General features: G+C 37.2%; 12 protein-coding genes. 7 read left to right on the forward strand and 5 right to left on the reverse strand.

What is annotated here, in order from left to right; all coding sequences use genetic code 11:
• Window positions 1-211: 211 nt before the first annotated feature.
• The gene (locus IGL93_RS04965; RefSeq protein ID WP_002366529.1) at window positions 212-925 is read right to left on the reverse strand and encodes a GntR family transcriptional regulator; all 714 of its coding nucleotides are present in this window, start codon (window positions 923-925) and stop codon (window positions 212-214) included.
• A 242-nt stretch (window positions 926-1167) separates the two neighbouring features.
• Between IGL93_RS04965 and IGL93_RS04970 the strand changes: the two genes are divergently transcribed.
• The 3 genes from IGL93_RS04970 to IGL93_RS04980 all read left to right on the forward strand — a co-directional run bounded on the left by IGL93_RS04970 (window position 1168) and on the right by IGL93_RS04980 (window position 4607).
• Window positions 1168-2601 (forward strand): glycoside hydrolase family 1 protein, encoded by a 1434-nt coding sequence (locus IGL93_RS04970; RefSeq protein WP_010707659.1) that lies wholly within the window; start codon window positions 1168-1170, stop codon window positions 2599-2601.
• A 24-nt stretch (window positions 2602-2625) separates the two neighbouring features.
• Window positions 2626-3675, forward strand: a complete 1050-nt coding sequence (locus IGL93_RS04975) for an oxidoreductase (RefSeq protein WP_010775767.1) — start codon at window positions 2626-2628, stop codon at window positions 3673-3675.
• A 473-nt stretch (window positions 3676-4148) separates the two neighbouring features.
• Complete coding sequence (locus IGL93_RS04980) at window positions 4149-4607, forward strand: DUF441 domain-containing protein (RefSeq protein ID WP_002357887.1); 459 nt, start codon at window positions 4149-4151, stop codon at window positions 4605-4607.
• Window positions 4608-4645: 38 nt separating this feature from the next.
• On the opposite strand, the gene IGL93_RS04985 is transcribed toward IGL93_RS04980, so the two are convergent.
• The 3 genes from IGL93_RS04985 to efbA form a co-directional block, all read right to left on the reverse strand.
• Complete coding sequence (locus IGL93_RS04985) at window positions 4646-4987, reverse strand: iron-sulfur cluster biosynthesis family protein (protein ID WP_002391631.1); 342 nt, start codon at window positions 4985-4987, stop codon at window positions 4646-4648.
• Window positions 4988-5060: 73 nt separating this feature from the next.
• Window positions 5061-5324, reverse strand: a complete 264-nt coding sequence (locus IGL93_RS04990) for a hypothetical protein (protein ID WP_002381957.1) — start codon at window positions 5322-5324, stop codon at window positions 5061-5063.
• Between the two features lie 156 nt (window positions 5325-5480).
• Window positions 5481-7193: a fibronectin-binding protein EfbA gene (gene efbA, locus IGL93_RS04995; protein WP_002407011.1), complete on the reverse strand. Its 1713-nt coding sequence runs from the start codon at window positions 7191-7193 to the stop codon at window positions 5481-5483.
• A gap of 219 nt (window positions 7194-7412) precedes the next feature.
• Between efbA and IGL93_RS05000 the strand changes: the two genes are divergently transcribed.
• The 4 genes from IGL93_RS05000 (at window position 7413) to IGL93_RS05015 (ending at window position 11816) form a co-directional block, all read left to right on the forward strand.
• Window positions 7413-8072 carry a hypothetical protein gene (locus IGL93_RS05000; RefSeq protein ID WP_002386659.1) on the forward strand — a complete coding sequence of 220 codons (660 nt, stop codon included), beginning with the start codon at window positions 7413-7415 and terminating at the stop codon, window positions 8070-8072.
• Window positions 8073-9150: 1078 nt separating this feature from the next.
• Window positions 9151-10140, forward strand: coding sequence for a tryptophan ABC transporter substrate-binding protein (trpX, locus tag IGL93_RS05005; protein WP_002391629.1), 990 nt, complete (start codon window positions 9151-9153; stop codon window positions 10138-10140).
• 24 nt (window positions 10141-10164) lie between these two features.
• Entirely contained in the window at window positions 10165-11052 is an 888-nt protein-coding gene (locus IGL93_RS05010) for an ABC transporter permease (protein WP_010713483.1), read from the forward strand.
• The gene (locus tag IGL93_RS05015; RefSeq protein WP_002357878.1) at window positions 11049-11816 is read left to right on the forward strand and encodes an ABC transporter ATP-binding protein; all 768 of its coding nucleotides are present in this window, start codon (window positions 11049-11051) and stop codon (window positions 11814-11816) included. The genes IGL93_RS05010 and IGL93_RS05015 overlap by 4 nt, the downstream gene beginning before the upstream one ends.
• Before the next feature lie 31 nt (window positions 11817-11847).
• On the opposite strand, the gene IGL93_RS05020 is transcribed toward IGL93_RS05015, so the two are convergent.
• On the reverse strand, window positions 11848-12309 hold the full coding sequence (locus IGL93_RS05020; protein WP_002357877.1) for a threonine/serine exporter family protein: 462 nt from the start codon (window positions 12307-12309) through the stop codon (window positions 11848-11850).
• Window positions 12310-12318 lie beyond the last annotated feature (9 nt).

A 12318-nucleotide genomic window follows, 5' to 3' on the forward strand; every position in this document is an offset into this window, starting at 1 on the left:
CAAATTGCTTGTATCTATATAAAAAAGAGTGCTACAAGCAATATTTTAATCGTAGTTCTAGTAAATAGCAATACTTTTATCAAAATTCATGTTTGGAAATATAATTTGAAAAATATTTTTAACTAACAGAAAAACATTTCTAACAAAAAGTATTGGCTCAAAGTAAAGAGATCGTTTTGTTAGAAATGAGAAATGGCAACATAAAAGTTTTCTATTTTTCTGCAATTAAGACAGTTTCAAAAGTGAATTCACTAGGAATATGATTCGCAATTGAGTATTCAAAAATATGTCCATTGCCTAGGTAAGCAATTTGTTCTGCACGCATCAGGAAATCATTATCGGTTAAGTTTAAATATTTTTTTTCCAACGCAGAAGGACGGATCCCAGAAATGCTGACCCGCGCACTTTGAATTTTTTGATGCAATTGTTCCGAAATATATTGATAAATGGAGACTTTCAATTCTTTCATTGTCAAGTTCGGAATTAAAGCAACGGGCATCCAAGTGTATTCAATAATTGAGGGCACATCTTCGATAATCCGTAAACGAATAATTTTGTAGACTAACTCTTCTTCTGTAATACTTAATTTTTCAGTCACCCAAGGCTCAGGTACTTCTGTTGCAAAGCCTAAAACCACGGATTCAACTTTTCCATCGTAGGTTGAGTAAGTGCCGGTTAACGGAGAAAATTTAGTAATGGTTCGATTTTGAAAGTCTTGAACAAAGCTGCCCGAGCCACGTCGTCTGACAACATAACCTTCTTGCACAAGCAAATGTAAGGCTTTTGTAATGGTTAGTTCGCTGACCTGATATTTTTCTGCAAGAAGACGACCTTGGGGTAACTTTTGATTAATGGGATAAACACCTGCTTCAATATCCTGTTTTATAGCTGCATAAATTTCTTTATAACGTGTATTTGTCCGCATCAGAGTCCTCCTTTATCACCAGTATTTCTCTCATTATACCATGAATTTAACATGTTAAAACTATATATTTATTTTTAACGTAACCACTTAATAATCAAGTACTTAAATAAAAGTAGTTGACTTATCCTTTTTAAAACTATATAGTTTTAAAAGTAAACAGAAGAACTTATTGATCTGATTGGTACTTTTTGTGAAAACCTTTTACAATAAAAGGGTAGCACAGAAAAGAGGGAGGTATGACAATGGAACATCACCAACTAAAAGCATTTCCGCAAGATTTTTTATGGGGCTCTGCTTCGGCAGCTTATCAAGTAGAAGGTGCTTGGAATGAAGACGGCAAAGGCGCCTCTGTTTGGGATGAATTTGTTCGGCTACCAGGAAAAACGTTCAAAGAGACAACTGGTGATTTAGCCGTCGATCATTATCATCGTTTCAAAGAAGATGTGGCTTTAATGAAACAACAAGGTTTAAAAGCATATCGTTTCTCGATTGCATGGACACGAATTTTACCTGAAGGACGTGGTCAAGTAAATCAAGCGGGACTGAAATTTTATTCAGATTTAATTGATGAGTTATTAGCGGCAGGAATTGAACCAATGGTAACTTTGTATCATTGGGATTTGCCAGCTGTTTTGCAAAAAGAATATGGTGGCTGGGAATCAAGAAAAATTATTGATGATTTTGTGGCCTATGCGAAGATTTTATTTGACGCTTTCCGTGGCAAAGTTCGCTATTGGATTAGTTTAAATGAACAAAATGTGTTTACTTCGTTAGGTTATCAATTAGCCGTGCATCCTCCCGGCGTAACAGATAATAAACGGATGTATGAGGCCAATCATATTGCTAATTTAGCCAATGCAGCAGTGATTAATGCGTTTCATGAATTAGAAATGCCTGGCAAAATTGGCCCTAGCTTTGCTTATACGCCTGTTTATGCCGTTGATGCGCATCCTGCCAATGTTTTGGCGGCAGAAAATGCAGAAGATTTGTTGTCGCATTTTTGGTTGGATGTCTATCTTTGGGGAGAATACCCAATTGCCGCATTAAATTACTTACAGGAGCAAGATGTGGCCCCAACGATAAAAGAGGGCGATTTAGCGTTACTACGTTCAGCCAAGCCTGATTTTCTAGGTATTAATTATTATCGGACGGATACGGTTGCTGCTAATCCATTAGATGGTGTTGGAATAGGGAAGATGAATACAACGGGTGAAAAGGGTTCTGAAACGGAATCTGGGGTACCGGGTCTATTTAAAAAAGTAAATAATCCATATGTTGAACGAACGAACTGGGATTGGGCCATTGACCCGCAAGGTTTGAGAATTGCCTTACGACGATTAGCTAGTCGCTATCAAGTGCCTATTTTAATTACTGAAAATGGGTTAGGCGAATATGATACCTTAACAGAAGATAAACAAATTCATGATACGTATCGCATTGATTATTTGCGAAGCCATATCCAAGCGATTCAAGAGGCGATTACGGATGGCGTTTCAGTTATTGGTTATTGTACATGGAGTTACACCGATTTACTGTCGTGGCTTAACGGCTATCAAAAGCGTTATGGTTTTGTCTATGTGGATCAAGATGAAACACAAAAAGGTTCCTTAGAAAGAATCCCGAAAGACAGTTATTATTGGTATCAAAAAGTCATTGAAACAAATGGACTTATCTAATTATAAGAAAAGAGTGTGGAAAATATGACAGTAAAAATGGGGTTTATTGGATTTGGTAAAAGTGCCAATCGTTACCATTTACCTTACGTAATGATTCGAGAAACACTAGAAGTGAAAACAATTTTCGATTTACATGTTAATGAAAAAGCAGCGGCGCCCTTTAAAGAAAAAGGCGTAAATTTTACCACTGACCTTAATGAATTATTGACGGATCTAGAAATTGAATTGATCACAATCTGTACGCCTGCGCATACACATTATGATTTAGCCAAACAAGCCATTTTAGCTGGTAAATCAGTGATTGTGGAAAAACCATTTTGTGATACGTTAGAACACGCAGAGGAATTATTTGCATTAGGGCAAGAAAAAGGGGTAGTAGTGATGCCTTATCAAAATCGACGTTTCGACGGCGATTACCTAGCGATGAAGCAAGTAGTAGAGCAAGGCTTTTTAGGAGAAATCAATGAAGTGGAAACGCATATTGATTATTATCGACCAGGAAGTATCACGGAACAAGGACCTAAAGAAAATGGTTCGTTTTACGGACTAGGCATTCATTTAATGGATCGCATGATTGCTCTTTTCGGGCGTCCAGATCAAGTCACTTATGATATTCGTAATAATGAAGTGAGCGAGGCAGTCGATAATTATTTTGACGTTGATTTACATTATGGTTCAAAATTAAAAGTAAAAGTTAAAACGAATCATTCTGTCGCTAGTCCGTATCCACGTTTTATTGTTCATGGCAGCAATGGCTCGTTCATCAAATATGGCGAAGATCAACAAGAAAATGATTTAAAAGCCGGAATCATGCCGGATGCACCAGGCTTTGGAGAAGATTCACCAATGTATTATGGAGAAGTGACCTACCGTAATGGCAATGGCGACTGGATTAAAAAACAAATTAAAACGCCTGTAGGTGATTACGGTCGTTATTATGATGCCGTCTATGAAACGTTGAAAAATGGTGCACCGCAACTAGTAACTAAAGAGCAAGCATTAACTAACATCGAAATTTTAGAAGCAGGTTTTCTTAACCCAAGTCCAAGTGTTTATCGTTTGAAAGAAAACTAAAGCGTGTTTAAATGACTTGAAAAGCGCCTGCCCCACAGTCCAGACAACTGTGGGACAGGCGCTTTTATTTATAAAGAGTTGTGAATTTTAATATAAGAAACGTATATTGTTAGTAAAAATAAAAAAAGGAAAGACATCTTAGTAGCACTACTTCCCCAAGAATTGCTACTAAAATGTCTTTTGTGATGCTCGCTCAATTGAAGAGCCTTAAATAGGATATCGAATATCCAGTATAAATGCAAGTAAACTACTTTATAGTTAATATTAGTATACTTCATAAAATAATTTTTCAAAGAGAAAAAGGCTTGTTATGAGAAAAAATTAATTTTTAACTCGTTTTTTCTAAGCAAGATTCGGGTGAAAAAGACAATAATTACTGAAGCTGAATGGTAATTAAAGAGGTTCTTTGCTAAAATAGGAAAGACAAGAAAGTTTGGTTAACGAAAGAACCAAATCAGAAAGGAGGACAACCAGTGGAAAGTTGGCTTTTTTTACTACTGATTGCCTTGATTGCGTTTGTTGCAAAAAATCAAAGTTTATTAATTGCGTCAGTTGTTGTGCTTGCTTTAAAAGCTTTACCAAATAGTGCGAAAATCATGTCGTGGTTGTCAGATAAAGGCATTAATTTAGGCGTCACAATTATTTCAATTACCATTTTAGTCCCGATTGCTACAGGACAAATTGGCTTAAAGGATTTAATTCAATCATTCAAAACACCGATGGGATGGCTGGGGATACTTTGTGGAATTCTGGTGGCTGTTTTATCCTCAAAAGGAGTAGGTTTAATTAATCAATCGCCTGAGATTACGGTGGCCTTAGTTTTTGGAACGATTCTTGGCGTCGTTTTTTTAAAAGGAATTGCAGCTGGTCCGATTATTGCATCGGGCATGATGTACGTAATCATTACTACCTTTCAAGCCTTTCAACACTAAAAAAGCAAACAAAACGCGTAAACGTTTTGTTTGCTTTTTTAGTGTTGATAAATGTCCACATTACTATCTAATATGCCACTTTCATTTTTTAAAGTAATGGTTCCCGCATTCGGATGAATCACTAGCTGTAAATGCCCTGTTAAAAACATTTGGTCATACGTTGAAGTATAGACGTGAAAAGAATCATTAGCAATTGTTTCGGTATAAGGCGCTTCTGCTTGATCAACAGGAACGATAATGAAACGATCGCCAATCATACAACAACCTTCTGCGGAAGAATAAGGATTAGAGCCGTCATTTGCTACCAACAAGAAGGTGTTCGTTTCAGTTAAGAAAGGGGCTAAACGTTGTTTTACTTCTTCAGAAATAGTCAGAGACATTTGCCTCACTCCTTTAAATAGTATGTAAAAGGAAGAGGGTAGCTTGTCGCTATGCCGCTCTTCAAAGGTTTTGTTATTTGCTTGTTTCTTTACTGCTTTTTTTGAAAAGAGCAATAGAAAAGGCGACAACTAAGACAACTGTTGCAGCTAAAACAAATGGATTTTTTGTTGCTGATGTGAACCCTAGGACTGTTGAACCAATCGCACCTACGTAAGATAAAATAATCGCTGCTTTCTTTGGTGTTGAAAGTTCTGTAAAGCTATCGCGGAAGGCGACACCTAAACCTAAAGCGCCAATAAAGGCAAACATCCCAAAAATAATGTGTAAAAAGACCATGAATTTCACCTCCAACAGTCAGTATAGAGAGAAATAGCTAGTTTGTAAACTAATTGAGCTTACTTGTGTTATTTATCACTTGATAAATGTTTTTGCCAATGCAAAAAAAACAACGCACGATCAATCAGCAGTACGTTGTTTTTTAGTTTAATATAATTAGGAAGCAGAAGCCTTATTTTGCTGGATTTTTTTGATTGATTCTTCTGTTGGCGTCACATATAACGTTCGTTGGTTTTCATAAATCACATAACCTGGTTTTGCTCCATTGGGTTTATGCACATGTTTTACTTGGACATAGTCAACAGGCACTTGTGAAGAAAGTCGATATTTTGAAAAATAAGCTGCTAGAAGTGCGGCTTCAGTAAGGGTTTCTTCGCTAGGATGTGCGTCACGAATAATTACATGAGATCCAGGAATATCTTTGGCATGGAGCCAATAATCAGTTTTTTTAGCGGTTCGTAAAGTTAATTGATCATTTTGCAAATTGTTTTTTCCAACGAGAATAGGTGTGCCATCTGTGGCATAAAAAAGATCGGGTTGGCTTTTTTTCGGCTGTTTTTGTTTTTTATTTTTTTTACGTTTTAAATAGCCTTGCTCAATCAGTTCTTCACGAATCACTTCAATGTCCATTGGTGTCGCAATTTCAAGTTGTGCCACAACTGACTCTAAATAAGAAATTTCTTGTTGCGTTTGCTGAATTTGTGTCTTAACAACTCGGACAGCATTTTTCAATTTTTGGTATTTTTGAAAATATTTTTGTGCATTTTGATTAGGTGAAAGTGCAGGATTTAGCGAGATACGCAACGGTGCATTTTCTTCATAATAATTTGGTAATTCCACCTCGGTGGCTCCTTTTGGGACTTGTGCCATGAAGGTTGTTAATAGTTCTCCGTCGCGACGGTAATTTTCAGCGTTTTCTGTATCGGCTAAGGTTTGTTGTAATTTTTTAAGTTTCTTTTGATTTCTTTTTAGTTCATTTTCAATTTTGCGAATTAGTTCGCCGCCTTGTTGTTTGACACGGTCTTTCTCTGCTTTACCAGAATAAAAGGCATCTAGTAATTCACTGAGTGTCGGATACGTTGTTTGTTCACCAACTAATGATTGATAAGGAATGGGCGTAAAATATTCTTTTTTTTCAGTGACGGTTAATGTCGGTACAACAGCTTCAGTGACTGAGGACCAAAATTCCGTCCAGATGGCCATTTTTTCATTTGGTTGTGCAAGTAAACGGGCACTTAATTCGTCTGCTGTATCTTTGCCTAGACCTTGGAAATGTTGTTGTAAATAGCGTCCGTTTAATTCAGGAGCTGTAGAAAGAAGCGCAAAGACTTCTTCTTTTGAGGCCGTGAGCGGATTAAGTCCCATTGGTTTTGGCGGTTCAATATAAGTTGCTCCAGGAAGCAACGAACGATAACTATTTTGGCTCATTCCAATGTGTTTTATCGCATCTAAGATTTTTCCAGAAGATTGGTTAACTAAAACGATTGTACTGTGACGTCCCATTAATTCAACAATCAAAACAATATTTTGTAAGTCACCTAGTTCATCTCTTTTTGAAAAGGTGAAGTGAATCACGCGATCATTTTCTATTTGTTGAATCGTTTCTAAAATGGCACCGTCCAGAAATTTTCGTAACATCATCACAAAATTAGGAGGTGTTTCTGGATTGCTATAGGTAATTGTAGATAGTTGTATGCGCGCATAACTAGGATGTGCTGATAATAATAATTTATGGTTTTTACCTTTCGCACGAATGACTAAAACGACTTCGTTTTCATAAGGTTGATGGATTTTTGAAATCCGGCCACTTACGAGTGTTTCTGTCAACTCATGAACCATGCTATGAGTAAATACGCCATCAAATGACATAATAAATCCCTCGTTTCTTTCCGACTAATAGCTTTATTATAGCGGAGTTTTTGAATTTAAGAAAGAAGCTTGTTAAAAAGGAGTTGGGTTTTCCTTAGAAAGCTGGGGAAGTTTGCTAGTTTTTTTAGTAATTAAAGCGCAAGGGTAGGCAAGAAAGAAAATGATTAGTATAATAGATAAGAACTAAAAGCGAGGAGCGATTAGAAGTTGAATAATTTTATGGAAGAACTAAAAGAGGCACTTTATGAATTAAGACAAAGAAAACTGTTAATGATTACCGCTATTGTAGCATTAGTATTAATAATTGGCTCAATCATTTTTATTCCAACGATGCAAAAAAATATTCGAGCTGCTCAAGTTGAATCGTTAGTCGCAGGACCCATCAAATCAGAGAAAGTCAGTGTCTTAGATTACAAAACAGCAGACAAGAAAATCCAAGAAACAGGAGCCATGTCAGTCATGTTTGCTAAACCATCTGGCAAGCAATACGATCAAATGGTGAAGCTGTTTAATTCAGATAAAATGAATGAATTTCATCGTTCGCTGTATATCTATCCGTTAATTTATAATGCTGGCAAAGCACAAGAGCAATACAATGTTAGCGGCGATGAGATCACGCTTGTTTTCTTTGAAAACGGCAAAGAAAAGACACGGACGGTTGTCGAAAAATCTATGGATTTAAAAACACAATTAATACCAGAATTAAATCGATTACCAATGGCTGGCGTTTTGAAAGACCAGCAAAAAGCGGCGCAAGAAGCTGAAAAAGAAGCAGCAAAGACCGCTGAAACACAGACGACGACCAGCACGACTGGCGTTGCTCAATCTACTGAAACGACGACAGAAAGCACTGATACAGTACCAGAAACTGGTGAATAATAGCTAGCTATGTTAAACTTAGATTGTAGAAAGTTTTAAGGAATTAGAAAGAGGGGATTTTCGATGGCATTAGTAATTTCAATGACGATTTTAGTAAGTTTATGGCTGATTCAATCGCAAAAACAAGCAGTTAAAGTTCCCGTGAAAATTGAAAGAAACCGAAACAATTAAGTGGTAAATATGCTGAAATAAAGAAAAACGAGCCTCTCATAAGAGTGGCTCGTTTTTTAGAAGTAAAAGAAATGCAAGAAAATAAAAACTTTTTCTTGACGAACAAAATCAATATAGTGTAGACTACCTTTAACAACATAACTAGGAGGGAAAATACATGACACAATTATCTAACGTAAAAGAAATGCACCAATCATGGCAAAACTGGCGTAGATAGTTGTATGTATGATTCTTTCATAGATACAACTTTAGAAGACTTATTCTAAAAAGTGTATCTATGCTGGTTATATTCAAGAAGAAAAAACGACCACATAGAGGACCCGTCTATGTGGTTTTTGTTTTGCATAAAAACAACGACCACTCCTAAACACTTAGGATAAGTCGTTGTTTTTTTGCTACGAATCACTACGATTGGTACGAAGTGACAGAGTAGATGCAGGCTGCGTATACTCGCCGCAGTTTGGCCTTTAAGAGTGATGAGTAGCACAAGGTGAACGAAGAGAACGTTGTCACAATCGTAGAAAAGTGCTCCTGCGATTCTCACCAAAGTTGCGATCCTCGTCGCAGTTAAATCCTGACAAGCACTACGATTGGCACGAAGTGACAGAGTAGATGCAGGCTGCGTATACTCGCCGCAGTTTGGCCTTTAAGAGTGATGAGTAGTACAAGGTGAACGAAGAGAACGTTGTCCCATTCGTAGAAAAAGTACTCCTGCGATTCTCACAAAGTTGCGATTCTCGTCGCAGTTAAATCCTGACATTTGTAAAAAAGTGTTCCTAGGATTTTGACTAAGTAGAGGATTACGAATCTCAGTTTCACTTTCAACGGAAGAAACGCCCTATAGATAATGGTTTTATTATTAAAAAGAAAAAGTTGCCAAACAAAAGGGCAGTTAGGAGAATGCAAAATGAAAAATAAACGTTTAACGTTTGTCGTGTCTTTATTAGCTATTTATTTAATTGGTGCTTTTTTTGTGAATCAAAAAGTGACGAATTCAAAGAAAGAAACAGTTACTGTAGGGGTTTTGCAGTTTGTCAGTCACCCCGCATTGGACGAAATTTATAAAGGTGTCGAAGAAGGATTAAAGGAAAATGGTTATGACAAAGGCAAAAACTTAGAAATTATTTTTCAAAATGGTCAAGCCGACCAGAGTAAGTTAGCAATCATGAGTCAACAATTAGTACAAAAAAAGGCAGACGTTTTAATTGGTATCGCCACGCCAGCTGCGCAAGCGTTAGCCAACACTACCCAAGAAATCCCGATCATTTTAGGCGCCATTACGGACCCTGTTAGTGCTGGATTGGTGAAAGACAATCAAAAGCCAGGCGGTAACATTACGGGTGTTAGTGATCAATCACCTTTGTCAGCCCAGATGGATTTACTAAAAGAATTGATACCAGCTGCCAAAAAAATAGGTATTCTCTATGCTTCCTCAGAAGAAAACTCTCGATACCAAGTAGCTGAAGCGCAGAAAGCAGCTGAAGCCAAAGGATTGACAGTGAAAACATATGCTGTGCCATCAAGTAATGAAATAGCACAAACGGTTCAAGTGATGACTAAGGAAACAGATGTGATTTATATACCAACTGATAATACGATTGCTAATGCTATGCAAACGGTAGTCGGAGAAGCAAATCGAACCAAGACGCCGATTATTCCTTCGGTGGATACAATGGTAGAACAAGGCGGTTTAGCAACTGTTGGGATTAATCAACATGCGTTGGGGGTACAAGCCGGCAAAATGGCAGCAGAGGTTCTGTCTGGGAAAAGTCAACCAGCAACTACACCCATTTATACCTTTAATACAGGCGACACAATTATCAATGAAAAACAAGCTCAAAAGTTAGGAATTACGATTCCCGCAGAGTTAGCAAAAAAATCGAAATTGATTAACTAATTATCAAAGAAAGTAGGAGAAGCGATGATTGTTTCAGCAATTGGACAAGGAATGTTATGGGCCTTGTTAGGACTAGGTATCTTTATGACTTATCGTATTTTAAATTTTCCAGATATGACCACAGAAGGTTCATTTCCGTTAGGAGGGGCGGTTTGTGTAACTGCCATTACAACAGGGGTTTCACCATTTGTAGCGACTCTTTTAGGGGTCGGAGCAGGAATGATTGCCGGTTTAGTGACTGGTTTACTATTTACAAAAGGAAAAATTCCAATTATTTTAGCAGGAATTTTAGTGATGTCTGGTTTAAATTCCGTGATTTTATTTGTGATGAAATCGCCAAATAAGTCTTTATTAAACCAACCGAAGATTCAAGATGTTTTTCAAAAAATGGCCTTACCAGATTATTATGATACTATTTTTTTAGGGATTAGTGTTTTGGCTGTGGTAATGATTTTACTGTTATTTTTCTTTAATACTAGTTTAGGACAAGCCTATATTGCGACAGGTGACAATGAAGAAATGGCTCGCTCGATTGGCATTCAAACGGATCGCATGAAAATTTTAGGATTGGTTTTATCGAATGGCTTGATTGGCTTATCTGGCGCTTTGATTGCCCAAAATGATGGATATGCGGATGTAAGTAAAGGAACAGGTGTCATTGTGATTGGCTTGGCTTCACTCATTATTGGTGAAGTACTGTTTGGAGAATTAACGTTTGGTGAACGGCTGATGGCGATTGTTGTAGGGAGTATTATTTATCAACTATTGATTTTATTAGTGATTAAATTAGGCTTTGATACGACGTATTTGAAAATCTTCTCAGCAGTGATTTTAGCAATCTGTTTAATGATCCCACAATTGAAAAAAGCATTACGACTACACGGCTTTTCTGATAAGGGGGGAACGAAATGAAACCAGTTGTTGAATTAAAAAATGCGACAAAAATCATTGATAATGGGATGAATGAAAAAAAAGTGATTTTGGATCATGTGAACTTAGCCATTTATCCTGGGGACTTCATTACTGTTTTAGGTGGAAATGGCGCAGGCAAGAGTACGCTGTTCAATAGTTTAGCAGGAACTTTGACACTAACAGAAGGACAATTTTTAATTGAAGGAGTCAATCGCACCAATCTTTCTGAAGTCAAACGGGCCAAATCTCTAGCGCGTGTTTTTCAAGATCCTAAAATGGGGACAGCACCAAGAATGACTGTGGCAGAAAATTTATTGCTTGCCATGAAACGCGGACAAAAACGTCCCTTAACATTACGGAAGATAAATGAGCAACGCGCCTTGTTTACAAAAATCTGTCAAGAAGTTGGCAATGGCTTGGAAAATCATCTGGATACACCGACAGGTAACCTTTCTGGCGGTCAACGCCAAGCCTTAAGTTTATTAATGGCCACTATCACAAAACCAGAATTATTACTTTTAGATGAACATACTGCTGCCTTAGATCCCAAAACATCCAAGCAGTTGATGCACTTAACGGAACAACGGATTGAAGAAGGGAACTTAACTTGTTTGATGATTACCCATCGAATGGAAGATGCTTTACGATATGGCAATCGTTTAATTGTTTTACAAAAAGGTAAAATTGTTCAAGATTTAAACGCTGCTGAAAAAGCACAATTAACGCTACAAGATTTGTTGCTGTTCTTTGAAGAAGTAGAATAAAAAAACAAGCTCAGAAAATGAGCTTGTTTTTTTATTTTTTGACCAATCGGAAGAGTCGCTTGGGGAAAAAACGTTTGACAATTCGTTCCAGTAACGAGGTCACCATAAAGCCCGCTGCGATAGCTGCAGCAGTAAAGACAACTTTTAAAATCAACTGCAACCCGTCATCAATATTTCCTAACAAAATGCTCCGAACTGCTTGATAGGCAGGGCCTCCTGGTACTAAAGGAACCAAACTTGGAATATAAAAAATAATCATCGGCATTTTTTTGTAACGGGAAAAAAAGATACTAGCGATCCCTAACCCGACCGTTCCTAAAAAGTTTGCAAAGGTTTGACTAGCATCAAAAGTTTGCGTTAAGACATAATAAATCATCCAGCCTGTCATGCCAGTAATGCCACAAGCCACCAGTGCTTTACGAGGAATGTTCGTGATAATACCAAACGTCACAGTCGCTAAAAAACTAAAGAGAAGATGAAAAATTAGTTCCATTTGAACACT

Source organism: Enterococcus sp. DIV1328a (genome assembly GCF_050536905.1).
GTDB lineage: Bacteria > Bacillota > Bacilli > Lactobacillales > Enterococcaceae > Enterococcus > Enterococcus faecalis.

Excerpts from the sequence above, each read along its gene's own strand:
- IGL93_RS04965 (WP_002366529.1), bottom strand. The coding sequence starts at position 925 with ATGCGGACAAATACACGTTATAAAGAAATTTATGCAGCTATAAAACAG.
- IGL93_RS04970 (WP_010707659.1), top strand. The coding sequence starts at position 1,168 with ATGGAACATCACCAACTAAAAGCATTTCCGCAAGATTTTTTATGGGGC.
- IGL93_RS04975 (WP_010775767.1), top strand. The coding sequence starts at position 2,626 with ATGACAGTAAAAATGGGGTTTATTGGATTTGGTAAAAGTGCCAATCGT.
- IGL93_RS04985 (WP_002391631.1), bottom strand. The coding sequence starts at position 4,987 with ATGTCTCTGACTATTTCTGAAGAAGTAAAACAACGTTTAGCCCCTTTC.
- IGL93_RS04990 (WP_002381957.1), bottom strand. The coding sequence starts at position 5,324 with ATGGTCTTTTTACACATTATTTTTGGGATGTTTGCCTTTATTGGCGCT.
- efbA (WP_002407011.1), bottom strand. The coding sequence starts at position 7,193 with ATGTCATTTGATGGCGTATTTACTCATAGCATGGTTCATGAGTTGACA.
- IGL93_RS05000 (WP_002386659.1), top strand. The coding sequence starts at position 7,413 with ATGGAAGAACTAAAAGAGGCACTTTATGAATTAAGACAAAGAAAACTG.
- trpX (WP_002391629.1), top strand. The coding sequence starts at position 9,151 with ATGAAAAATAAACGTTTAACGTTTGTCGTGTCTTTATTAGCTATTTAT.
- IGL93_RS05010 (WP_010713483.1), top strand. The coding sequence starts at position 10,165 with ATGATTGTTTCAGCAATTGGACAAGGAATGTTATGGGCCTTGTTAGGA.
- IGL93_RS05015 (WP_002357878.1), top strand. The coding sequence starts at position 11,049 with ATGAAACCAGTTGTTGAATTAAAAAATGCGACAAAAATCATTGATAAT.
- IGL93_RS05020 (WP_002357877.1), bottom strand. The coding sequence starts at position 12,309 with ATGGAACTAATTTTTCATCTTCTCTTTAGTTTTTTAGCGACTGTGACG.